The 22,976-nt window shown below is 73.9% G+C and carries 19 protein-coding genes; 6 read left to right on the top strand and 13 right to left on the bottom strand.

The annotated features are described in order from the left end of the window. The first annotated feature begins 123 nt into the window (after nt 1-123). The 5 genes from Srubr_RS06885 to Srubr_RS06865 all read left to right on the top strand — a co-directional run bounded on the left by Srubr_RS06885 (nt 124) and on the right by Srubr_RS06865 (nt 4,754). Nucleotides 124-972 carry a transporter substrate-binding domain-containing protein gene (locus Srubr_RS06885; protein WP_189998114.1) on the top strand — a complete coding sequence of 283 codons (849 nt, stop codon included), beginning with the start codon at nt 124-126 and terminating at the stop codon, nt 970-972. Continuing rightward, nucleotides 969-1,802, top strand: coding sequence for an amino acid ABC transporter permease (locus Srubr_RS06880; RefSeq protein ID WP_189998113.1), 834 nt, complete (start codon nt 969-971; stop codon nt 1,800-1,802). Before Srubr_RS06885 ends, Srubr_RS06880 begins: the two co-directional genes overlap by 4 nt. Continuing rightward, nucleotides 1,799-2,593 (top strand): amino acid ABC transporter ATP-binding protein, encoded by a 795-nt coding sequence (locus Srubr_RS06875; protein WP_189998112.1) that lies wholly within the window; start codon nt 1,799-1,801, stop codon nt 2,591-2,593. The genes Srubr_RS06880 and Srubr_RS06875 overlap by 4 nt, the downstream gene beginning before the upstream one ends. A gap of 18 nt (nt 2,594-2,611) precedes the next feature. Next, a complete protein-coding gene (locus Srubr_RS06870) occupies nt 2,612-3,703 on the top strand; it encodes an amidohydrolase family protein (protein WP_189998111.1) in 1,092 nt (363 codons plus the stop codon). 142 nt (nt 3,704-3,845) lie between these two features. Continuing rightward, a complete protein-coding gene (locus Srubr_RS06865; protein ID WP_189998110.1) occupies nt 3,846-4,754 on the top strand; it encodes an SCO1860 family LAETG-anchored protein in 909 nt (302 codons plus the stop codon). A gap of 72 nt (nt 4,755-4,826) precedes the next feature. On the opposite strand, the gene cobC is transcribed toward Srubr_RS06865, so the two are convergent. From cobC to cobM, 6 genes are read right to left on the bottom strand one after another with little or no spacing between them, the layout of a single operon-like run. Then, nucleotides 4,827-5,924 (bottom strand): Rv2231c family pyridoxal phosphate-dependent protein CobC, encoded by a 1,098-nt coding sequence (cobC, locus tag Srubr_RS06860; RefSeq protein WP_189998109.1) that lies wholly within the window; start codon nt 5,922-5,924, stop codon nt 4,827-4,829. After that, on the bottom strand, nt 5,914-6,843 hold the full coding sequence (locus tag Srubr_RS06855; RefSeq protein ID WP_189998108.1) for a sirohydrochlorin chelatase: 930 nt from the start codon (nt 6,841-6,843) through the stop codon (nt 5,914-5,916). The genes cobC and Srubr_RS06855 overlap by 11 nt, the downstream gene beginning before the upstream one ends. Continuing rightward, entirely contained in the window at nt 6,840-7,430 is a 591-nt protein-coding gene (locus Srubr_RS06850; RefSeq protein WP_189998107.1) for a precorrin-8X methylmutase, read from the bottom strand. The genes Srubr_RS06855 and Srubr_RS06850 overlap by 4 nt, the downstream gene beginning before the upstream one ends. Then, the gene (gene cobJ / locus Srubr_RS06845; protein WP_189998106.1) at nt 7,427-9,106 is read right to left on the bottom strand and encodes a precorrin-3B C(17)-methyltransferase; all 1,680 of its coding nucleotides are present in this window, start codon (nt 9,104-9,106) and stop codon (nt 7,427-7,429) included. Before cobJ ends, Srubr_RS06850 begins: the two co-directional genes overlap by 4 nt. Beyond that, nucleotides 9,103-10,338: a precorrin-6y C5,15-methyltransferase (decarboxylating) subunit CbiE gene (cbiE, locus tag Srubr_RS06840; RefSeq protein ID WP_189998105.1), complete on the bottom strand. Its 1,236-nt coding sequence runs from the start codon at nt 10,336-10,338 to the stop codon at nt 9,103-9,105. Before cbiE ends, cobJ begins: the two co-directional genes overlap by 4 nt. After that, nucleotides 10,335-11,153 carry a precorrin-4 C(11)-methyltransferase gene (gene cobM, locus Srubr_RS06835; protein ID WP_030791188.1) on the bottom strand — a complete coding sequence of 273 codons (819 nt, stop codon included), beginning with the start codon at nt 11,151-11,153 and terminating at the stop codon, nt 10,335-10,337. Before cobM ends, cbiE begins: the two co-directional genes overlap by 4 nt. A gap of 91 nt (nt 11,154-11,244) precedes the next feature. Between cobM and Srubr_RS06830 the strand changes: the two genes are divergently transcribed. Beyond that, the gene (locus Srubr_RS06830) at nt 11,245-12,138 is read left to right on the top strand and encodes a ZIP family metal transporter (protein WP_189998104.1); all 894 of its coding nucleotides are present in this window, start codon (nt 11,245-11,247) and stop codon (nt 12,136-12,138) included. 11 nt (nt 12,139-12,149) lie between these two features. On the opposite strand, the gene cobI is transcribed toward Srubr_RS06830, so the two are convergent. From cobI to Srubr_RS06795, 7 genes are read right to left on the bottom strand one after another with little or no spacing between them, the layout of a single operon-like run. Next, a complete protein-coding gene (cobI, locus tag Srubr_RS06825) occupies nt 12,150-12,881 on the bottom strand; it encodes a precorrin-2 C(20)-methyltransferase (protein WP_189998103.1) in 732 nt (243 codons plus the stop codon). Continuing rightward, a complete protein-coding gene (locus Srubr_RS06820) occupies nt 12,878-14,227 on the bottom strand; it encodes a cobyrinate a,c-diamide synthase (protein ID WP_189998102.1) in 1,350 nt (449 codons plus the stop codon). Before Srubr_RS06820 ends, cobI begins: the two co-directional genes overlap by 4 nt. Then, a complete protein-coding gene (cobO, locus tag Srubr_RS06815; protein WP_189998101.1) occupies nt 14,224-14,823 on the bottom strand; it encodes a cob(I)yrinic acid a,c-diamide adenosyltransferase in 600 nt (199 codons plus the stop codon). Before cobO ends, Srubr_RS06820 begins: the two co-directional genes overlap by 4 nt. Continuing rightward, nucleotides 14,823-16,811, bottom strand: coding sequence for a putative cobaltochelatase (locus Srubr_RS06810; protein ID WP_189998100.1), 1,989 nt, complete (start codon nt 16,809-16,811; stop codon nt 14,823-14,825). The genes cobO and Srubr_RS06810 overlap by 1 nt, the downstream gene beginning before the upstream one ends. Further along, on the bottom strand, nt 16,808-20,458 hold the full coding sequence (gene cobN / locus Srubr_RS06805) for a cobaltochelatase subunit CobN (RefSeq protein ID WP_189998099.1): 3,651 nt from the start codon (nt 20,456-20,458) through the stop codon (nt 16,808-16,810). The genes Srubr_RS06810 and cobN overlap by 4 nt, the downstream gene beginning before the upstream one ends. Then, nucleotides 20,455-21,963, bottom strand: coding sequence for a cobyric acid synthase (locus tag Srubr_RS06800; protein ID WP_189998098.1), 1,509 nt, complete (start codon nt 21,961-21,963; stop codon nt 20,455-20,457). Before Srubr_RS06800 ends, cobN begins: the two co-directional genes overlap by 4 nt. After that, entirely contained in the window at nt 21,960-22,904 is a 945-nt protein-coding gene (locus tag Srubr_RS06795) for a cobalamin biosynthesis protein (protein WP_189998097.1), read from the bottom strand. Before Srubr_RS06795 ends, Srubr_RS06800 begins: the two co-directional genes overlap by 4 nt. Between the last annotated feature and the right edge of the window lie 72 nt (nt 22,905-22,976).

Here is a 22,976-nt window from a genome sequence, read left to right as displayed (position 1 = left end):
ATACGGGAAGTCGATTCCCTCGATCTTAGGTGCAACGGCTCCGTTACCATGGGTTTGATTTGAGGGGCTCAAACTTTTCCTTATAATCGGAACCCAACGTTCCCCTACCGGGAGATTCCCCCCATGACAACGCTCCTCGGGCGCCGGACCCGCGCTCTGGCAGCCATCACCGTGACGGCCGGGCTCGCGCTCGTGGCCGGCTGCTCCTCGGACGACGGCGGGGGGAGCGGCAAGACCACCGTCAAGGGCGTCCACCTGGCCAAGGCGGGACAGCTGACCACCTGCACCCACCTCCCGTACCCGCCGTTCCAGTCGGAGGTCGACGGCAAGGTGCAGGGCTTCGACGTCGCCCTGATCGACCTCGTCGCCAAGGACCTCGGCGTCGAGCAGAAGATCCTCGACACGCCCTTCGAGAACTTCAAGACCGGCGCCTTCCTCAACTCGGGGGAGTGCGACCTGGCCGCCGCCGGCATGACCATCACCGACGAGCGCAAGAAGAACGTCGACTTCTCCGCCCCGTACTTCGAGGCCACCCAGGCCGTCCTCGTCGACAAGGACAGCGGGATCACCTCGCTCGCCGACGTCAAGGCCAAGGGCAGGAAGCTCGGCGCCCAGGCGCAGACCACCGGCGAGGACTACGTCAAGGAGAAGGGCTACGACCCGATCTCCTTCGAGTCCTCCGACGCGGTCCTCAACGGCCTGCGCACCGGCCAGGTCAAGGCTGTCGTCATCGACTACCCGGTGGTCCAGGGCTGGCTGAAGGACAAGGCCAACGCGGACAAGTTCAAGGTCGTCGACAACCTCAAGACCGGCGAGGAGTACGGCTTCACCGTCAAGAAGGGCAACACGGCGCTGCGCGACGCCATCGACAAGGCCCTCAAGCAGGCCAAGGCCGACGGCACCTACAAGAAGATCTACGAGAAGTGGATCGGCCCGTACGACGCCTCCGTCGCGTCTCCCGCCGCCTCATGACCGACACGGACACAGCCCTCCAGCCGAAGAAGAAGGGACTGACCCGGCGGCAGAAGCGCACCCTGTCGCGGGGCGTCCAGTACGCCGTCTTCGCCGCCGCCGTGATCGCCTTCGCGGTCACGGCCGACTGGGGCCGGCTGCGGAACCAGTTCGCCCAGGCCGACATCGCCGAGCAGATGTTCCCGGACGTCATCACACTGGCGCTGAAGAACACCGTGCTGTACACGCTGTCCGGCTTCGTGGTCGGGCTGGTCCTCGGCATGGTCATCGCGCTGATGCGGCTGTCCTCCGTCGGCCCCTACCGCTGGCTGGCGGGCGTCTACATCGAGATCTTCCGCGGCCTGCCCGCCCTGCTGATCTTCATCTTCGTCGGCGTGGCCGTGCCCCTCGCCTTCCCCGGCACGGAGATCCCCGGCGGCACCTACGGCAAGGTCGCCCTCGCGCTCGGCCTGGTCTCCGCCGCCTACATGGCCGAGACCATCCGCGCCGGCATCCAGGCCGTGCCCAAGGGACAGATGGAGGCGGCCCGTTCGCTCGGCTTCTCGCCGGCGAAGGCCATGATCTCCATCATCATCCCGCAGGCGTTCCGGATCATCCTGCCGCCGCTGACCAACGAACTCGTCCTGCTGTTCAAGGACTCCTCGCTGGTGCTGTTCCTCGGCGTCACCCTGGAGGAACGCGAACTGTCCAAGTTCGGCCGGGACCTGGCCAGTACGACCGCCAACTCCACGCCGATCCTGGTCGCGGGCCTGTGCTACCTGCTGGTCACCATCCCGCTCAGCCTCGTCGTGCGCCGCATGGAGACCAAGGCCCAGGAGGCGATCCGGTGAGCCGTCCGGAGATCGAAGTCCGGGGGCTGCACAAGTCCTTCGGCGACAACGAGGTGCTGCGCGGCATCGACCTGGAGATCAGCCAGGGCGAGGTCGTCTGTGTCATCGGCCCCTCCGGGTCGGGCAAGTCGACGCTGCTGCGCTGTGTGAACCTGCTGGAGGAGCCCACCAAGGGCCAGGTGTTCGTCGGCGGCACCGAGGTGACCGACCCGGACGTCGACATCGACGCCGTACGCCGCCGTATCGGCATGGTCTTCCAGCAGTTCAACCTCTTCCCGCACCTGAGCGTCACCGAGAACCTCACGCTGCCCCAGCGCCGGGTCCTTGGGCGGGACAAGGCGACCGCCGCGCGGACCGCCGCCGAGAACCTGGCCCGGGTCGGCCTCGCCGAGAAGGCGGACGCCTACCCGTCCTCCCTCTCCGGCGGCCAGCAGCAGCGCGTCGCCATCGCCCGCGCGCTCGCCATGGGCCCGGAGGTGATGCTCTTCGACGAGCCGACCTCCGCGCTCGACCCCGAGCTCGTCGGCGACGTCCTCGCCGTGATGCGCATGCTCGCCCGGGAGGGCATGACGATGATGGTCGTCACCCACGAGATGACCTTCGCCCGCGAGGTCGCCGACCGGGTCGTCTTCATGGACGGCGGAGTGATCGTCGAGGACGGCAGCCCGGACCAGGTCATCGGAAACCCGCGGCACGAGCGCACCCGGCACTTCCTGTCCCGCCTGCTCGACCCGGCGATGGCCGAGGTGGAGGAGGAGACCTCCGACCAGGTGGGCAAGTCGAAGCCGTAGGCCGTTAGGGTGCGGTGCATGAGCGATGGCGCTGTGCTGCACGTGAAGGGGCGCGTCCTGGCCGGTCCGGACGACGTCCGGGACGAGCTGTGGGTGGTCGGGGGCCGGATCTCCTACGACCGCCCCGCCGGCGCCCGGGACGTCAGGACCGTCACCGGCTGGGCCCTGCCCGGCCTGGTCGACGCCCACTGCCACGTGGGCCTGGACGCGCACGGCCCGGTCGACGCCGAGACCGCCGAGAAGCAGGCGCTCACCGACCGGGAGGCGGGCACCCTGCTGATCCGGGACGCGGGCTCGCCCTCCGACACCCGCTGGATCGACGACCGCGCCGACCTGCCGAAGATCATCCGGGCGGGCCGGCACATCGCCCGCACCCGCCGCTACATCCGCAACTACGCCTGGGAGATCGAACCGGACGACGTCGTCGCCTACGTCGCCCAAGAGGCCCGGCGCGGCGACGGCTGGGTCAAGCTGGTCGGCGACTGGATCGACCGCGACCTCGGCGACCTCGCCCCCTGCTGGCCGCGCGAGGCGGTGGCGGCGGCCATCGCCGAGGCCCACCGGCTCGGCGCCCGCGTCACCGCGCACTGCTTCGCGGAGAGCTCGCTGCGCGACCTGGTCGAGTCGGGCATCGACTGCATCGAGCACGCGACCGGGCTCAGCGAGGACCTGATCCCGCTGTTCGCCGAGCGGGGCGTCGCCATCGTGCCCACCCTCGTCAACATCGCCACCTTCCCGAGGCTCGCCGAGGGCGGAGAGCGGAAGTTCCCCCGCTGGTCCGCCCATATGCGCCGGCTGCACGAGCGGCGCTACGACACCGTGCGCGGCGCCTACGACGCCGGCATCCCGGTCTACGTCGGCACGGACGCCGGTGGCTCGCTGGCCCACGGCCTGGTCGCCGAGGAGGTCGCCGAGCTGGTCGCCGCCGGCATCCCGCCCCTCGCGGCCCTGTCGGCGACCACCTGGGGCGCCCGGGACTGGCTCGGCCGCCCCGGACTGGAGGAGGGCGCGCCCGCCGACCTGGTGGTGTACGAGGCCGATCCCCGGGCCGACGTACGGGTGCTGGCGGCGCCGCGCCGGGTGGTGCTGAACGGGCGGATCATCGAGTGATCGAGTAGCCGCGCCCCCGATTCGAATCACCGTGCGGGGTATTCACGTTCGGGTGAAGTAGCCCCGGAACGCTGACCGTTCACCCACACCGGGGACAAGGTTGACGGGTCCCAAGCACGTTTCCTCTGGGGGTCCCACCGCCTTGAACAGCAACAACTTCCGCATGCCCGCACGCCGTTCGGCCGCCCTCGCGACGGCCGCCGCCCTCACCGCGGCACCCCTGGCCCTGGGCACGGGCACCGCGCACGCGGCCACCGGCCAGGGCCGCGCCTCCGCCGCCGTGCTGCGCACCGCGCTCGATGTGTCCCTGCTGAACAGGACCGTGAACGTCCCGCTCGCGGTCTCCTTCAACGAGGTCCAGGCACCGCGCAGCGCGGACCGGACGGCGCTGTCCGTCCGGCTCGACGGCGTCGACGGCGGCAAACCGTTCACCGTGGTCGGCGCCGACGTCGCCGAGTCGAAGGCCACGGCCACCGCCCGGCGCGCCGAGGGCTCGGTCCGCGTCGCCCACGCCCGGCTGCACGTCCCCGGGCTGCCCCTGCTGTCCCTGATCGAGGCGGAGACGATCACCGCCCGGGCCACCTGCGCGGCCGGCCAGGCACCCACCGCCGAGGCGAACGTCCTCGGCACCGTCACCGTCCTCGGCAAGCGCGTCACCCTGACCGCCGGCGGCCCCGTCGAGGTGAAGGTGCCCGGCGTCGGCGAGGTCCGCCTCGACCTGTCCCGGCACACCACGACGACCCGCACGGCCGCCGCGACCGCCCTCGGCCTCAAGGTCTCCGTCAACCCCCTGAAACTCAACGTCGCCGAGGTCGAGGGCACGGTCACCCTGGCCGAGGCCACCTGCGAGTCCCCGACGGCCCCGCCCGCCACCAAGCCGGCCCCCGGCCACGAACCGGCCGCCGGCACCCGCCCCCAGGGCACCCCGTCGGAAACCAGTCTCGCGGAGACCGGCGGCGACTCGACCACCCCGTACATCGCCGGCGGCGCCCTCGCCCTGCTGCTGGCGGGCGGGGGAGCGCTGACCTTGGCCCGGCGCAGGAAGCACTGACGGCTCGGGAGGGCCGGACGGCCGCCGGGACGTCCGACGGCCGCCGCTCTTTGCTCGGTGGGCCGCCCCCGGTCAGGGAGCGGCCTCGCAGGGCGGGGAGTCCGGCGCGTCGAGCACGGCCGACAACGCCTTCAGGAAGCCGTCCGTCGTCGTGCGGTCGCGTACGGCCAGGCGGATCCAGTCGCGGTCCAGGCCCGGGAACGTGTCGCCCCGGCGGACCGCGTAGCCGAGGTCGCGCAGGCGGTGGCGGACCGTGGCCGCGTCCGGGACGCGGACCAGGACGAAGGGGCCCTGGGCCGGCCGCACCACCCGTACCCCGTGGGCGGCGAGCGCGGTCAGGCCGGCCACCAGGTGCGCCCGGTCCCCGGCGATGCGGTGGGCAGCGTGGCCCGCCTCGGCCAGCGCCCGGGGGGTCACGCACGCCCGCGCCGCGGCCAGCGCCGGGGTGGAGACCGGCCACAGGGGCTGGGCCCGTTCCAGTTCCGCGATGATCTCCGGGGGAGCCAGGACATAGCCGATGCGCAGACCGGCCAGGCCCCAGGTCTTGGTCAGGCTGCGCAGCACGACGAGGCCGGGCACGTCGGTGCGGCCGGCCAGGGCCTCCCGCTCACCCGGTACCGCGTCCATGAACGCCTCGTCCACCACCAGCGTCCGGCCGGGGCGGGCGAGCCCGGCGACCATCCGCGCCGGGTGCAGTACCGACGTCGGGTTGGTGGGGTTGCCGATCACCACCAGGTCGGCGTCCTCCGGGACGGCCGACGGGTCCAGCCGGAACCCGTCCCGCTCCCGCAGCAGCACCCGGTCCACGCTGTGCCCGGCGTCCCGCAGCGCCGCCTCCGGCTCCGTGAACTGCGGATGCACCACCACCGGCCGGCGCACCTTCAGCGCGCGGGCCAGCAGCACGAACGCCTCCGCGGCCCCCGCCGTCAGCAGCACCCGCTCCACCGGCAGCCCGTGCCGCGCGGCCACCGCCGCCCGCGCGGCCCGCCCGTCCGGGTAGGCCGCGAGGGACGACAGCGAACCGGCGATCTCCTCCCGCAGCCACCCCGGGGGTGTGTCCGCCCGGACGTTGACGGCGAGGTCCACCACACCGGCCCCGGCGTCCCGGACCTCGGCGTCCCCGTGGTGCCGCAGGTCCGGCTCGGGGGCGCCGCCCGGCTCAGTGCGCATGGCTGTGCGAGTGGCCCCCGTGGTGGTGCCCGTGCCCGTGGTGCCCGTGCCCGTGGTGGTGACCGTCGTCGTCCGGGTGGAAGTGCGGCTGCTGCGGCAGCCCCACCTTGTCCTCGAACCCCGGCAGCGCGATCCGGTACACGCACGAGTCGCAGTTCATCCGCAGATCGCCCTTGACGGCCTCCTCGTACCGCTCCATCACCAGGTCCAGCAGCTCCGGCTCGGGCCCGATGACATCGGCCGACCGCACGTCCAGCTCCGGGTGCGCCGCCGCCCAGTCCCCCGTCTGCTGCCGCACCCGGTCCGGCAGGATGCCGGTGAACAGGAAGTACGGCAGGACCACGATCCGCTTCGCGCCCAGCGCCGCGCACCGGTCCAGGCCGCTCGGCACGTCCGGCGCCGCCAGCGACACGAACGCCGTCTCCACCCCGGCGTACCCGCGGCCCTCCCACAGCAGCCGCGCCGCCTTGAACACCTCGGCGTTGGCGTCGGGATCGGTGGAACCGCGCCCGACCAGCAACACCGTCACATCCGCGCGGTCCGCGCCGTCCAGCACCTCCTCCAGCCGCCGCTCCAGCACGCTCAGCAGCGCCGGGTGCGGGCCCAGCGGACGGCCGTAGGTGTAGGAGATGCCCGGGTGCCGCTCCTTCTCGCGGGCCAGCGCGGCCGGGATGTCACCCTTGGCGTGCCCGGCGGACACCAGCATCAGCGGCACCGCGGCGAACCGGCGCACGCCCCGCCCGACCAGTTCGGCGACGGCCTCGCCGAGCGGCGGCGGGGACAGCTCGATGAAGCCGCCCGCGACGGGCAGATCGGGGTGGCGGCGCCCCAGTTCCCGGACGAAGTCGCGGAACGCCTCGGCACCGGCGTCGTCACGGGTGCCGTGTCCGGCGATGAGCAGGGCGGGCGGGGTGGTCACGAAGTCTCCTCGGAATGTGAAACGGGGTGGTACAGCAGGGCGTTGAGCGCGGCGGACGCGACCGCCGACCCGCCCTTCTCGGACACGTTGCTCACGGCGGGCAGTCCGCTCTCCCGCAGCGCGGCCTTGGATTCGACCGCGCCGACGAAACCGACGGGCAGCCCGATGACGAGGGCCGGCTCGGCGTCCAGGGTCAGCAGCTCCTCCAGCGCGGTCGGCGCGTTGCCGATCACCCAGAGGGCACCGGGACCCACCTGCTCGTACGCGAGCCGGATCGCGTGCGCCGAACGGGTCAGCCCCGGCCCGGCCACGGCGTCCCTCAGCCGGCAGACGGTCTCGCGCCGGGTGATCCCGGCGGCCACCATCTCCACGTCCACGACCACCGGCGCCCCGGCGTGCAGCGCGGCGTGCGCCCGCACCAGGTCCTCCTCGGCCATGACGAGATCCGTCGCGTACTGAAGATCGGCGGCGGAGTGGATGACCCGCTCCACCACCGCCCGGGTCAGCGGCGGGAAGTGCGAGGTGTCCAGGCGGGCGCGCAGCCGGCGGTAGGACTCCTGCTCGATCGGGTGGACGACACGGTTCACTTCGGCTCCTCCCGCGATGCCTGCCAGCGGTAGCCGCGCGGGGTCACCATCCGTCCCGCGACGATCCGGGTGGCCGTGTTGCCCACGGTGACGACCGTCATCATGTCGACGGTCGCCGGATCCAGCGCGGCCAGCGTGGTGACCCGGCTCGACTCGTCCGGCCGGGACGCGTTGCGCACGACACCCACCGGCGTCCCCGGCTCCCGGTGCCCGGCGAGGATCGCCAGCGCCTTGGGCAGCTGCCAGTCCCGGCCCCGGGAACGCGGGTTGTAGAAGGTGACGACCAGGTCCGCCTCGGCCGCCGCCCGCACCCGCCGCTCGATGACCTCCCACGGCGTGTGCAGGTCGGACAGGCTGATCGACACATGGTCGTGGCCCAGCGGCGCGCCCAGGACCGCCCCGGCGGCCAGCGCCGCCGTCACCCCGGGCACCCCGACCACGTCGATGTCGTCCGACGCCTCCGCGAGCGCCGGGGACGCCATGGCGTACACCCCCGCGTCCCCGCTGCCGATCAGCGCCACCGCGTGCCCCGCGCGGGCCTCGGCGACCGCCGTCCGCGCCCGCTCCTCCTCCGCGCCGAGACCGGACTCGAGCACCCGGGTCCCCGGCCGCAGCAGATCGCGGATCTGGTCCACGTACTGGTCCAGACCCACCACCACCGAGGCCCGCCGCAGCTCCGCCGCCGCCCGCGGGGTGAGCAGGTCCCGGGCACCCGGCCCGAGCCCGACCACCGCGAGCCGCCCGCGCGCCGGACGCCGTACCACCGCACAGGTCGCCATCGCCGACTTCCGCTTCGGCACGAGGAGTTCACCACCGCGCAGCAGGGCGGCGGCCTCGGCGACCGACGGCGTACCCACCGCGGCCAGCGGCGCGGCGGACGGGTTCGGCACCTCCACCCGCGCCAACTCCTCCGCGGAGTACGTCACCAGGGGCACCCCGAGCCGCTCGGCGGCGGCCACGATGCCCGGCTCCGAGGCCTTGGCGTCCACGGTGGCCAGCTCGGCGACCGACCGCGCCGACAGCCCCGCCTCCCGCAGCGCCCCCTCCACCAGACCGAGTACCTCCCCGGCCGGCGCGCCCCTGGACGCCCCGACCCCGACCACCAGCGACGGCGGACGCAGCAGCACCTCCCGCTCGCCCGGTACGGCGTCCCGGTCGGTGACCCGGACCGTGTACGCCCCCTCGTCCGCGACCGGCAGCGGCGGCAGCGGCCACGCCACCTCCGCCGCCAGCGCCACCGGCTCCCCGTCCAGCAGCGCCCGGGACACCGCCGCCACCGCACCCTCGTACGGCAGCCCCAGCGTGTCCAGACCCGGCAGCCCCACCGCGTCCGTCGCGGTCGTCACCACCGGCTCCGCACCCAGCAACGCGCCCACCTCGCGGGCCAGTTCATTGGCGCCGCCGCCGTGCCCGCCGAGCAGCGACACCGCGAACCGGCCGCCCTCGTCCACACACACCACACCCGGGTCGGCCGCCTTGCCGGCCAGCAACGGCGCCAGCAGCCGCACCACCGCGCCTGTCGCCAGGAAGCACACCAGCTGCTCGCACTCGGCGAACGCGGCCCGCACCGCCTCCTTGACCGGGCCCTCGTACACCCGCGCGCGGTCCGGCCAGGCCGCGGCCAGCCGGTCCCGCGCCGCCGCCCCCGCCGCGGTGGCGGAAATCAGGCCGATCACTGGTCAACTCCTTCACTAGACACCGGGGTTCTCACGCCCCACAGCAAAAACACCGGATTGGTCGCCGCCAGCCGGGTCACGTCCCCCGGCAGCGGCGCCAGCCGCGACGACTGCAACAGCACCCCGTCACAGACCAACCCGGCCTCCGTCAGCGCCGCGCGCGCCGCCGGCACCCGGTCCAGCGCGGCCATCGCCACGACGACCGTCCGCCGCGCCCGCCGCGCGCACGCGGCGACCACCTCCGGCAGCTCCCGGCCCCCGCCGCCGACGAACACCGCGTCCGGATCGTCCGCCAGCCCCGCCAGGGCCGCCGGCGCCGCACCGTGCACCACGTCCACCGCGACACCGTGGGCGCGCGCGTTGGCCCGGATCCGCCCGACCCCGTCGGCCGCCTTCTCCACGGCGACGACGGCCGCGCCGAGCCGCGCGCACTCCACCGCGACCGACCCCGACCCGGCACCCACGTCCCACACCAGGTCGCCCAGGCGCGGCCCCAGCCGGGCCAGGGCCAGCGCCCGCACCTCGAACTTGGTGATCATCGAGTCCCGGTGCGCGAACGCGTCCTCCTGAAGCGCCCACCGCTCCGGCGCCCCCGGCACCCCCGCGACCGTCCGCACCGCGCCGAGCGCCCGCGCCTCGTCCAGGCACAGCACCACGCTCACCGCCGCACCCCAGTCCCGCGCCGCCGCCTCGGCCGCCGTCACCCGCTCCACGCGCTCCCGCTGAGGATCACCGAGGGCGCTCGCCACCACCAGCACCCGGTCCCCGGGCAGCGCCGCCCCCAGCTCGGCCGGCCCGGCCCCCGGACCGGTCAGCACCGCCACCTTCGGCCGCGCCCGGCACACGTTCACCGCCGTCCGCAACTCCCGCCCGTGCGCGCTCACCACGACCGCGTCGTCCCAGGGCAGCCCGATCCGGGCGAACGCCGTCGCCACCGAGGACACCCCCGGCCGCACGTCCAGCAGCCCGGCACCGAACCGCTCCGCCAGCGCCCGCACGATCCCGAAGAACCCCGGGTCCCCGGACGCCAGCACCACCACCGGCAGCTCCTTGCCGACGTACTCCGCGACGGTGTCCAGCGCGGGCGCCAGCGGCCCGAGCACCACGCGCTCCGCCCCCTCGGGCAGCGCCGCGGCGTCCAGGTGCCGCCGCCCGCCGACCACCAGCGCGGCCCCGGCGAGCAGGTCCAGGTCGGCCGGCGCCCCGGTCCCCGTACCGACGACCGTGATCAACTCTTCGCCCTCTGCTCCCGCAGCGCCCGCCGCGCCTCGGGGTCGGCCTTGCGGTAGCCGTGGAAGTGCCCCGGGTGGTACAGGTGCGAGCGGGTGCCGGACGCGTCCAGCGCGGGACCGACCAGGAACAGCGTGTGCTTCCAGAGCTTGTGCTCCTTGACCGTCTCCTCCAGCGTGCCGATCGTGCACTTCACGACCAGCTCCTCCGGCCAGGTCGCCTGATACGCGACCACCACCGGCGTCGAGGTGGGGTAGCCGCCCTCCAGCAGCTCCCGCACCAACTGCCCGCTGCGCGCCGCCGACAGGAACACGGCCATGGTGGTGCCGTGCCGGGCGAACTCGCGCACCTCCTCACCGGGCGGCATCGGCGTCTTGCCACCGCCCAGCCGGGTCAGCACCACCGACTGCGCGACCTCCGGGATCGTCAGCTCCCGCTGCGCCAGCGCGGCCACCGCGGAGAACGACGACACGCCCGGCACGACCTCGGTCGCGATGCCGATCTCCCGGCAGCGGTCCAACTGCTCCTGCGTGCCGCCCCACAGCGCCGGGTCGCCGGAGTGGATCCGGGCGACCTTCAGCCCCTCCTCGAACGCACGTCGGTACACCGCGACGACGTCCTCCAGCGACATGGCCGCCGAGTCCAGGATCTCGGCCCCCTCGCGCGCGTGGTCGAGGACCTCCGCCTGGACCAGGCTCGCGGCCCAGATCACGACGTCGGCCTCGGCGATGGCCCGCGCGGCCCGGAACGTCAGCAGATCGGCGGCGCCGGGCCCGGCACCGACGAAGGTCACCTTGCCGGTGGTGGCATCGGCCATGGAAATCGGTCCTCTCCTACGAGTACTGCGAGAACTGCGGTGACTGCCGTCGGACGTGCGGGAACCCGGGTCGATCCGATAGCAAGGGCGTATGGCGGTCTTCGTCGCGCTCGGCGCGTTCCTGATGACGCTGGCCGGCGGCTGGACGGCACAGCGCGTGACCGACCGCCGCCATCTGGTGCTGGGCCTGGCCGGCGGGCTGATGCTCGGCGTGGTCGGCCTGGACCTGCTGCCCGAGGCCCTGAGGGCGGCCGACCACGAGATCCACGGCGTCCCGGCCGCGCTGCTGCTGTTCGTGGCCGGCTTCCTCCTCGCCCATCTGGTGGAACGCCTGCTCGCGGCCCGCCGCGCCGCGCACGGGGCGGTCGAACACACGGCGGTCCGGCACGAAGCGGTTGAAGGTGACGCGGCCGAGCACGCGGCGGTCCCGCACGGGGCGGTCGAACGCGACGCGGCCGAGCACGGGCCGGCCCGGCACGCGGCGGCCGAGCACGCGGCGGTTCCGCACGACGCGGTCGAACGCGACGCGGCCGGGCACCGCCACCGCAGCCCCGAGGTGGGCCTGACCGCGGCGGCCGCCATGGTGGGGCACAGCCTGATGGACGGCGTGGCGATCGGCGCGTCCTTCCAGGTGGGCGGCGGCATGGGCACCGCGGTCGCGCTCGCCGTCATCGCCCACGACTTCGCGGACGGCTTCAACACCTTCACCCTCACCCGCCTGTACGGCAACGCCCGCCGCAAGGCCCTCGCCATGCTCTTCGCGGACGCCGTCGCCCCCGTCGCCGGAGCCGCCGCGTCCGCGTTCCTCGCCATCCCGGAGAACGTCCTCGGCGGCTATCTCGGCCTGTTCGGCGGCGCCCTGCTCTACCTCGCCGCCGCCGAGATCCTCCCCGAGGCCCACCACGCCCACCCCGCCCGCTCCACCCTGCTGTGCACGGTCGCGGGCGTCGCGTTCATCTGGCTGGTGGTGGGCGTCACCGGATGACGGGGACGGTCTCACAGCTTCCCGCCCCGGCCGCCGTCCCGCCGCGGGGGCGCGATCAGCGTCGACAGATACGGCAGCGGCGACCCGTCCAGCTCGGCGGCCGGCCGCACCGACTCCTCCGGCAGCCCCAGCGCCGACCCCCACACCGCGTCCGCGAGCCGCCCGGTCTCCGCCAGCGCCGCGGCGACCTCGGCGGCCTGCCGCCCGAACTTGTACGCCACCACCGTGCCCGGCCCGGCCAGCGCCTCCTTCAGCACCGCCGCACCGGCCGTCACCGGCACCAGGGTCAGCGGCTCGGTGCCCTCCGTCAGCACCGCCCCCGACCGCGCCGCGAGATCCTGCATCGCGGTGATCCCCGGCACCGTCTCCACGACCACACCGGGCACCAGCTCCACGAGGGTCTGCGCCAGATAGGTGAACGTCGAGTACACGTTCGGGTCGCCGATGGTGGCGAACGCGACGCACGCGTGCGCCTCCAGCAGCCCGGCGACCCGCCGACCCGCCGCGTCCCAGGCCGCCTCCCGGCGCGCCCGGTCGGTCCGCTCGTTCAGCGCGAACACCACCCGTACGATCTTCTCCGCGGGCACGTAGTGCGCCACCGTCGCCTCGGCCCGCCCCCGCTCCCCGGTGTCCATGACGGGCACCACGACGACATCGGCCGCGCGCAGGGCGTTGACCCCCTTGACGGTCACCAGCTCCGGATCACCGGGACCGACCCCGACTCCGATCAGCCTGCTGCTCATGACGTCCGGCACCTCTCCACGAACCGACGGGCGACACCGGGCTCGGACGCCCAGTGCGTGTGCAGATAACTCGCGTGCACGCCCTGCTCTACGAAACCTTCGACCCGCCGCACCGGAGCCGTGACCCCCCAGGCGGGAGCGGCACCCGCGCCCGGCTCCACGACCGTGCGGTGGAACTCGTGCCCCCGCATCCGCGTCCCGGCCGCCGCCAGCACGCTGTCGCCCACCGCCACGGCGTCCCGGTAGCCGAGCGTCAGCCGCTCAGTCATCCGCGCGGTGGCGTCCAGCACACCGCACATCGGCCTGCCGTCCAACTCGCGGCACAGGTACAGCAGTCCGGCGCACTCGGCGGCCACGGGGGCGCCGGAGCGGGCCAGTTCGGCGACAGCCTCGCGCAGCGGCTCGTTGGCGGACAGCTCGGCGGCGTACACCTCGGGGAAACCCCCGCCGACGACCAGCCCCGCCGTGCCCTCGGGCAGTCGCTCGTCCCGCAAGGGGTCGAAGGCGACGACCTCGGCACCGGCGGCGGTGAGCAGCTCGGCGTGCTCGGCGTAGGAGAAGGTGAAGGCCGGACCGCCGGCCACGGCGACCACCGCACGCCGCCCCGTCGCGCCGACGGGCGCCTCCCAGGGAGCGTCCGGCAGCGGTCCCGCACTGCTCGCCAGCCGCGACAGAGCGTCGAGATCGCAACCCCGCTCGACCTGCGCGGCCATCGCCGCGACCGCGTCCACCGCGTCGGCCCGCCGCTCGGCGACCGGGACCAGCCCCAGGTGCCGGGACGGCGTGTCCACCTGCGGAACCCGCCGCAGCACCCCCAGGACGGGCACCCCGGCCGAATCCAGTGCCTCTCTGAGCAGCTCCTCGTGCCGGTCGGACCTGACCTTGTTCAGGATCACGCCCCCGAGGCGCACCCGCGGGTCCCACGAGGCGAACCCGTGCACCAGCGCCGCAACCGACCGCGACTGCGAGGACGCGTCGACCACCAGCACCACCGGCGCCCGCAGCAGCTTCGCCACGTGCGCGGTGGACGCCAGCTCACCCTGCCCGGCCGCCCCGTCGTACAGCCCCATCACGCCCTCGACCACGGCCAGGTCGCACCCCCGCGCCCCGTGCAGGAACAGGGGAGCGATCAGCTCCGGCCCGCACAGGTACGCGTCCAGGTTGCGCCCCGTACGCCCGGTCGCGAGGGCGTGGTACCCCGGGTCGATGTAGTCCGGCCCGACCTTGTGCGGGGACACGGCGAGCCCCCGCGCGGCGAACGCGGCCATCAGCCCCGTGGCGACGGTGGTCTTGCCGCTGCCCGACGAGGGCGCGGCGACGACCAGCCGAGGCACCGACGATGTCACCACTCGATGCCCTTCTGGCCCTTCTGCCCCACGTCCATGGGGTGCTTGACCTTGGACATGTCGGTGACGAGGTCGGCGAAGTCCACCAGTTCTCGAGGCGCGTTCCGCCCGGTGATCACCACGTGCTGGGTACCGGGCCGGTTCCGCAGCACCTCGATCACCTCGCCGGTGTCCACCCACCCCCAGTGCATCGGGTACGCGAACTCGTCCAGCACGTACAGCCGGTACGTCTCGGCGGCCAGGTCACGCTTGACCTGCTCCCAGCCCTCCCGGGCCTTCTCCTCGTTGTCCATCTGGGCATCGCGCTGGACCCACGACCAGCCCTCGCCCATCTTGTGCCAGTCGACAGTGCCGCCCTCACCGGAGGCACCGAGCACCCGCAGCGCGTTCTCCTCGCCGACCTTCCACTTCGCCGACTTGACGAACTGGAACACCCCGATGGGCCACCCCTGGTTCCAGGCGCGCAGCGCGAGCCCGAACGCGGCGGTGGACTTGCCCTTGCCGACGCCCGTGTGCACCACGACCAGCGGACGGTTCCGCCGCTGACGCGTCGTCAGCCCGTCGTTCGGTACGACACTCGGCTGTCCCTGCGGCACTACGCGGCCCTCCTGCCCTGAATACCCTTCACCAGCCCGGCGATCGCGTCCGCCCGCAGCTCGTCCAGCGTCACGGCGGTACCGCCGAGATCGGCGGCGAGCCGCCCGGCGAGCCCGAGCCGCACCGGCCCCGACTCACAGTCCACGACCACCGAGGCGACGCCCTCGGCCGCGAACAGCCCGGCGGCCCTGGACGCGAGCAGCACAGGCTCCGGACCGCCCGTGGCCCGTCCGTCCGTCACCACGACCACCAGCGGTCGCCGCGCCGGGTCCCGCAGCCGCTCCACGCGCAGCACCTCGTGCGCCTTCAGCAGCCCGGCCGCCAGCGGCGTACGACCGCCGGTCGGCAGCGACTCCAGGCGCGCGGCGGCGGCGTCGACGGACGAGGTGGGCGGCAGCGCGACCTCCGCCGAACTGCCCCGGAAGGTCACCAGCCCCACCTTGTCCCGCCGCTGGTAGGCGTCCAGCAGCAACGACAGCACGGCACCCTTCACGGCACTCATCCGCTGCCGCGCGGCCATCGAACCGGAGGCGTCCACGACGAACAGGACGAGGTTTCCCTCACGCCCTTCGCGGGTCGCCTGCCGCAGGTCGTCCCGGCGCACGACCAGCCCCGGCCCGGACCGTCCCCGCGCCCGCTGATGCGGCGCCGCGGCCTGCACGGTGGCCGCCAGATGCAGCTTGGTCAGCGTCCCCTGCGGCCGGCGTGCCCCCGTGGTGCGCCCGTGCTCGGTCCGCGCCCGCGAGCGCCGCCCGGCGGCACCCTCGCCGATCCCGGGGACGCTCAGCACCTTGGTGCGGAAGGGCTCGGCGGCCCGTACGGCCGACTGCTCGCCCGCGCCGGACGCCTGCGGCTCCCCGCCCTCACCGGCCTCCGGCCGCGCGGCCTCACCGCCATCGCCCTGCGGACCGCTGTCCGGCGCCGGCTGCCCACCGCCGCCGGGACCATCCGGGTCCGGCTCGTCGTCGCCGTCGTCCCCGGAGTACTGCTCCAGCGTCTCGTCCAGCTTGTCCTCGTCCAGGCCCGGCGCGTCGAAGGGTGCACGGCGCCTGCGATGCGGCAACGCCAGCAGCGCCGCCTGCCGCACATCCTCGGCGAGTACGTCCGTCCGCCCGGCCCACGCGGCCAGCGCCGTCGCGGTCCGAGCCATCACGATGTCGGCGCGCATGCCGTCCACCTCGAAAGCCGCGCAGGTCGCCGCGATCTGCCGCAGCGCCGCGTCACCGAGCCGCACCTGCGGCAGCAACTCCCGCGCGGCGACGATCCGCTGCCGCACGGCGGCCTCTTCCTGCGCCCACTGGGCGGCGAACCCGGCGGGATCGTCGTCGTAGGCGAGGCGCCGCCGCACGACCTCCACCCGCTGGTCCGGCTCCCGCGAGGCGGCGACCTCCACGGTGAGCCCGAACCGGTCGAGCAACTGCGGCCGCAGCTCGCCCTCTTCCGGGTTCATGGTCCCGACGAGCAGGAACTTCGCGGCGTGCCGCACGGAGACGCCCTCGCGCTCGACGTACGAGGCACCCATCGCGGCCGCGTCCAGCAGCAGGTCGACCAGGTGGTCGTGCAAGAGGTTCACTTCGTCGACGTAGAGGATGCCCCGATGGGCGTCGGCCAGCAGACCGGGCTCGAAAGCCTTGACACCCTCCGCGAGCGCCCGCTCGATGTCCAGCGCGCCGACCAGCCGGTCCTCGGAGGCACCGACGGGCAGCTCGACCATGCGCGCGGGCCGCTCGGTGCCGTTGCCCGCCTCGTGCGGGCCGTCCGGGCACGAGGGGTCGGGCGCGGCCGGGTCGCACGAGAACCGGCACCCGGGCACGACGGCCACCGCGGGCAGCAGCGCCGAGAGCGCCCGCACCGCCGTCGACTTGGCGGTGCCCTTCTCGCCGCGCACCAGCACACCACCCACTGCGGGGCTGACGGCATTGAGGAGCAAGGCCAGCCGCAGGTCGTCCTGGCCGACAACGGCCGTAAAGGGAAACGGGGTTGTCACTGGTCGCCCTCCAAGTCGCCTTCCAGCTCCAGGTACGTGGCGCGCAGCCGCTCCAGCGTGTCCGCGTCCGGCTCCGCCCACAGCCCACGGTCCGCCGCTTCCAGCAAGCGTTCGGTGATGCCGCGCAGCGCCCACGGGTTGGACTTCTTCATGAAGTCCCGGTTCTCCGGGTCGAAGACGTACTCCGCGCTCAGCTTCTCGTACATCCAGTCGTCCACCACGCCCGCCGTGGCGTCGTAGCCGAACAGGTAGTCCACGGTCGCCGCCATCTCGAAGGCGCCCTTGTACCCGTGCCGGCGCATGGCCGCCATCCAGCGCGGGTTGACCACGCGGGCCCGGAACACCCGGTGCGTCTCCTCGCCCAGTGTCCGGGTCTTCACCTGGTCGGGGACGGCCGAATCACCCACGTAGGCCTCGGGGCTGGCGCCCGTCAGGTGCCGGACCATGGCGACCATGCCGCCGTGGTACTGGAAGTAGTCGTCCGCGTCGACCAGGTCATGCTCACGCGTGTCGACGTTCTTCGCCGCCACCGCGATCCGCCGGAACGCCGTCTCCATGTCGCCGCGTGCCGCCCGTCCGTCGAGCCCGCGGCCGTAGGCGTAGCCGCCCCACACCGCGTACACCTCGGCGAGGTCCGCGTCGCTGCGCCAGTTCCGCGCGTCGATCAACGGCAGCAGGCCCGCGCCGTAAGCACCCGGCTTGGAGCCGAAGATGCGGGCGGTGGCGCGGCGCCGGTCGCCGTGCTCGGCCGCGTCCTCGTCCACGTGCGCCCGCACGTAGTTGGACTCGGCCGGCTCGTCCAGCTCCGCCACCGCCCGGACCGCGTCGTCGATCAGCCCGACCACATGCGGGAACGCGTCCCGGAAGAACCCGGAGATGCGGACCGTGACGTCGATGCGAGGTCGCCCTAGTTCGGCCAGGGGGATCACCTCGAAGCCGGTCACCCGGCGCGAGGCCTCGTCCCACACCGGGCGGCAGCCGAGCAGGGCCAGGATCTCGGCGATGTCGTCGCCCTGGGTGCGCATCGCGGAGGTGCCCCACACGGTGAGGCCCACGGACTTCGGGTACTCCCCGGTGTCGCTCAGGTACCGCTGCACCAGCGAGTCCGCCAGCGACTGCCCGACCTCCCAGCTCAGCCGGGACGGGATGGCCTTGGGGTCGACGGAGTAGAAGTTGCGGCCCGTCGGCAGGACGTTCACCAGGCCGCGGGTCGGGGAGCCGGACGGGCCGGCCGGGACGTAACCGCCGTCCAGGGCCCGCAGGATGTGCCCGATCTCGTCGGTGGTGCGCGCCAGCCGCGGCACGACCTCGTCGCACGCGAACTCCAGTACCGCGACCGCGTCGGGCAGTTCGGCGCCGAGCACGCCCCGCAGGACGGCCGGGACCACCGTACGGTCCCACGCCCGGGCCTCCATGCCCTCCGCGATCCGCCGGCACATCTGCTCCAGCAGGTCGATGGCGTCGGCGGCGGACCGGGCCGGGCCCTCCATCAGGTCCGTCAGCTCCACCGGGACCTTCACCGGGGCGCCCGGCTCGGCCAGCAACTCCTTTTCCACCAGCCCGAAGTGGGCCGCGAGTGAGGCCCGCAGGCCGGGCAGGGCGTTGGCCCGGCCGCCCCACACCTGTGAGGCGCGCAGTACGGCCAGTACGAGGTTCACCCGCGGGTCACCGACCGGGCCGCCGCCGAGGATGTGCAGGCCGTCGCGGATCTGGACGTCCTTGATCTCGCACAGGTAGCCGTCGATGTGCATGACGAACTCGTCGAACTCGTCGTCGTCCGGCTGCTCGTCCACGTGCAGGTCGTGGTGCAGTTCCGCCGCCTTGACGAGCGTCCAGATCTGCGCGCGGACGGCCGGGGCCTTCGCCGGGTCGAGGTCGCTGACCAGCGCGTACTCGTCGAGGAGCTGTTCCAGCTTGGCCAGGTCGCCGTAGGTGTCCGCGCGGGCCATCGGCGGCACCAGGTGGTCGACCACGGTGGCGTGCCCGCGCCGCTTGGCCTGGGTGCCCTCGCCGGGGTCGTTGACGATGAACGGGTAGATCAGCGGCAGTTCGCCGAGGACCGCGTCCGGGGCGCAGCCGCGCGAGAGCCCGAGGCCCTTGCCGGGCAGCCACTCCATGGTGCCGTGCTTGCCCATGTGCACGATCGCGTCGGCGCCGAAGCTGTTCTCCAGCCAGCGGTAGGCCGCCATGTAGTGGTGGGAGGGAGGCATGTCGGGGTCGTGGTAGATCGCGATCGGGTTCTCGCCGAAGCCGCGCGGCGGCTGGATCATGACGACGACGTTGCCGTACTGGAGGGAGGCGAGCACGATGTCGTCGCCGTCCACGTAGAGGCTGCCCGGGGGTTCGCCCCACGCCTCGGTCATCGCGTCCCGCAGCTCGGGGTCCAGCTTCTCGAACCAGGCCCGGTAGTCGGCGAGCGGCACCCGCGCGGGCGCGGCGGCCAGCTGCTCCTCGGTCAGCCACTCCACGTCGTGACCGCCGGCCTCGATGAGCCGGTGGATCAACTCGTCGCCGCCGTCCGGGTATTCGGTCAGCGAGTAGCCGGCGTCGCGGAGCGCGTCGAGCACCCGGACGGCCGACGCGGGGGTGTCCAGGCCGACGGCGTTGCCGACCCGCGAGTGCTTGGTCGGGTAGGCGGTGAAGACGAGGGCGACCTTCTTCTCGGCGTTCGGCTTGTGCTTCAGCCGGGCGTGCCGGACGGCGATCCCGGCGACCCGGGCGGCCCGCTCGGGGTCGGCGACGTACACCGGGACGTCGTCGGGGCCCTGTTCCTTGAAGGAGAAGGGGACGGTGACCAGCCGGCCGTCGAACTCGGGGATGGCGACCTGCATCGCCGCGTCCATGGGGGACAGGGCGGCGTCGGACTCCTCCCACGCGGCGCGCGAGGAGGTGAGGCACAGCCCTTGCAGCACGGGGACGTCGAGGTCGGCGAGCGCGCCGATGTCCCAGGACTCCTCGTCGCCGCCCGCGGAGGCCTGGGAGGCGTGGGTGCCGCCGGCGGCGAGGACGGTGGCCACCAGGGCGTCGGCCCGCCCCAGCAGTTCGTACAGCGCGGGGTCCGCGCCGCGCAGCGAACCGCAGTACACGGGGAGGGCGTTGGCGCCGGCCGCCTCGATCGCCTGGCACAGGGGGTCCACGAAGGCGGTGTTGCCGCTCAGTTCGTGCGCCCGGTAGAACAGCACGCCCACGGTCGGGCGGCCGTCCCGGATGTCGTAGGCGCCGTGCACGCCGAACTCGGGCATGCGGCGCGGCTCCTCGAAGCCCTCGCCGGTCAGCAGCACGGTGTCCGACAGGAACCGGGACAGCTCCAGCAGGTTGGCGGGGCCGCCCTCGACCAGGTACTTCAGGGCTTCCGCGACCACACCGGCGGGCACCGAGGACTCGGCCATCAGTTCGGCGTCGGGTACGGTCTCGCCGCCCAGCAGCACGGTCGGGATGCCGGACGCCTTCAGCGCGGCCAGCCCGTCCTCCCAGGCCCGCTTGCCGCCCAGCAGCCGTACGACGGCGAGGTCCGCGCCCTCGATCAGGGCCGGCAGTTCCCCGGCGACGTCGACCCGGGTGGGGTTGCCGATGCGGTAGCCGGCGCCCGAGGCCCGGGCCGCCAGCAGATCCGTGTCGGCGGTCGACAACAACAACACTGTGCTCATGCGGGCGCTCCCGGTGGAATGAAGGGCAGTCCTTGCGGCGCGCCGGACTCGATGAGCCGCCACAGCGCGTCCGTGTCCGCGTGCTGTTCGATGAGGTCGCCGAGCCGGTCGAGCTGCTCCTCGCGCAGCGCGGCGAAGGAGGTGTCCGGCGCGGGCACGAAGCGGCGGCCCGCGGCGGCGGCCACCTCGCGCAGGAAGGCCCGCCGGAAGCCGTCCGACTCCAGGGAGCCGTGCCAGTGGGTGCCCCAGGTCTGGCCGGCGCGGCAGCCGTCCAGGAAGGGTTCGCCGCCCTCGACGGTGGCCACGCCGTGGTGGATCTCGTAGCCGTCGACGTGCTCGCCGAGGGCCTGTCCGCTGGGCCGGGTGAGGGTCTTCTCGCGGGCGAAGCGCACGCGCACGGGCAGGATGCCGAGCCCGTCGACGTGTCCCTGACGGCTTTCGACCTCGTCCTCGATGTGCTCGCCGAGGATCTGGAAGCCGCCGCAGATGCCGAGCAGGGGGCGGCGTTCGGCGGCCCGGCGTACGAGGGCGTCCGCCAGTCCGCGTTCCCGCAGCCACTGCAGTGCCCGTACGGTGCCGCGGGTGCCCGGGATCACCACGAGGTCGGCGTCGGCCAGTTCCTCCGGCCGGTCCACGAACCGTACGACGACGCCCGGTTCGGCGGCGAGCGCGTCCACGTCGGTGAAGTTGGACATCAGCGGGATCGCGCACACGGCGACGCGGAGCACGTCCTCGCCGACCGGGGGAGTGACGGCGGACTCCCGTACGGTGCCCCGCAGGGAGACGCGCAGTCCGTCCTCCTCGTCGATGCCGAGCCCGTGCCGGAAGGGCAGCACGCCGTAGGTCCGCCGCCCGGTGAGGCCGTGCAGCATCTCCAGGCCGGGTTCGAGCAGGCCGACGTCGCCGCGGAACTTGTTCACCAGGAATCCGGCGACGAGTTCCTGGTCCTCGGGGGAGAGCAGGGCGACCGTGCCGAAGAAGGACGCGAAGACGCCCCCGCGGTCGATGTCACCCACCACCAGCACCGGCAGCCGCGCGCCCCGCGCGATGCCCATGTTGACGATGTCGGTCCGCCGCAGGTTGATCTCGGCCGGGCTGCCCGCCCCCTCGCAGATCACCGCGTCATACGTGCCCCGCAGTTCGGCCAGGCAGTCCAGCACCGTGCCCAGCAGCCGCTGCTGGCGCCCGCCGTGGTAGCCGCGCGCGCTCAGCTCGCCCACCGGCTTGCCGAGCAGCACGACCTGGCTGCTCTGCTCGCCGCCGGGCTTGAGCAGCACCGGGTTCATCAGCGCGGTCGGCTCGATCCGGCAGGCCTGGGCCTGCATGGCCTGGGCGCGGCCGATCTCCGCGCCCTCCCGGGTCACGAACGAGTTCAGGGACATGTTCTGCGCCTTGAACGGCGCCACCTTCACGCCCTGGCGCGCCAGCCACCGGCAGATCCCGGCGGTCACGACGCTCTTGCCGGCGTCCGAGGTGGTGCCAGCCACGAGGAGACCACCGTTCACTTCCCACGTCCTTTCAGCAGTGCGCGCGCGGCGAGCGTGGTGCCGAGGGCGAGCAGGCCGACGCGGCGGGAGAGCCGTACCGCCCGGTCGATGTCGGTGACCCGGACCGGCCGTCCGCTGCCGCCGTTGAGTACGGGCCGGTGTTCGACCCGGCCGCCGTAGGAGAGCGTTCCGCCGAGCCGGACGCCGAGGGCGCCCGCGAAGGCGGCCTCCACGGGACCGGCGTTGGGGCTCGGGTGCTTGCGGGCGTCGGCCTTCCAGGCGCGCAGGGCGCCGCGCGGGTCGGGTCCGGCGACGGTGGCGAGTAGGGCGGTGAGCCGGGCGCCGGGCCAGCCGGCGACGTCGTCGAGGCGGGCGGAGGCCCAGCCGTAGCGGCGGTGCCGGGGCGACTTGTGACCCACCATCGCGTCCAGGGTGTTGACGGCCCGGAACCCGAGCAGCCCCGGCACCCCGGCCACGGCTCCCCACACCAGGGCGCCCACCACGGCGTCGGAGGTGTTCTCGGCGACCGACTCGACCACGGCCCGGGCCATCCCGTCGGCGTCCAGCGCCTGCGGGTCCCGGCCGCACAGGTGGGGCAGCCGGGCGCGGGCGGCCTCGGTGTCCCCGGCGGCCAGGGCGCGCCCGATCGCCTGGGCCTCGCGGGCGAGCGAGGTGCCGCCGACGACGGCCCAGGTGGCGGCGGCGGTCAGCGCGACGGAGGCGGTACCGGAGGGGCGTACGGCGCGTGCGGCCAGCGCCCCGAGCGCGACGGCGCCACCGGCGCATACGGCGGTGTGCACGGCGCCCCAGCCCCGGTGGTCGTGCCACAAGGCGCCTTCCACGGCCGTGGCCGCGCGGCCGAACGCGGCGACCGGGTGCCCGCGGCGGGGATCGCCGAGGAGCAGATCGCCGAGGACGCCGGCGGCGGCACCGTACGCGTATGTGCGGTCGGCACCCATCGGCTCAGCCGGCCGTGGGCACAGGGGCGTTCCTGGTACGGGTCCTTCGGCAGCCGAGCATGGCGATTCGTG

The sequence above is a fragment of the Streptomyces rubradiris genome, from assembly GCF_016860525.1.
GTDB classification, from domain to species: domain Bacteria; phylum Actinomycetota; class Actinomycetes; order Streptomycetales; family Streptomycetaceae; genus Streptomyces; species Streptomyces rubradiris.
The sequence above is the reverse complement of the archived record's forward strand: the minus strand, read 5'-3'. Positions and strand labels throughout refer to the sequence as shown.

Bases quoted from the DNA above. Each gene is read 5' to 3' on its own strand.
- cobC (WP_189998109.1), bottom strand. From the start codon at position 5,924: ATGCGCACTGAGCCGGGCGGCGCCCCCGAGCCGGACCTGCGGCACCAC.
- Srubr_RS06885 (WP_189998114.1), top strand. From the start codon at position 124: ATGACAACGCTCCTCGGGCGCCGGACCCGCGCTCTGGCAGCCATCACC.
- cobN (WP_189998099.1), bottom strand. From the start codon at position 20,458: ATGAGCACAGTGTTGTTGTTGTCGACCGCCGACACGGATCTGCTGGCG.
- Srubr_RS06830 (WP_189998104.1), top strand. From the start codon at position 11,245: ATGGCGGTCTTCGTCGCGCTCGGCGCGTTCCTGATGACGCTGGCCGGC.
- Srubr_RS06870 (WP_189998111.1), top strand. From the start codon at position 2,612: ATGAGCGATGGCGCTGTGCTGCACGTGAAGGGGCGCGTCCTGGCCGGT.
- cobM (WP_030791188.1), bottom strand. From the start codon at position 11,153: ATGGCCGATGCCACCACCGGCAAGGTGACCTTCGTCGGTGCCGGGCCC.
- Srubr_RS06880 (WP_189998113.1), top strand. From the start codon at position 969: ATGACCGACACGGACACAGCCCTCCAGCCGAAGAAGAAGGGACTGACC.
- Srubr_RS06795 (WP_189998097.1), bottom strand. From the start codon at position 22,904: ATGGGTGCCGACCGCACATACGCGTACGGTGCCGCCGCCGGCGTCCTC.
- cobI (WP_189998103.1), bottom strand. From the start codon at position 12,881: ATGAGCAGCAGGCTGATCGGAGTCGGGGTCGGTCCCGGTGATCCGGAG.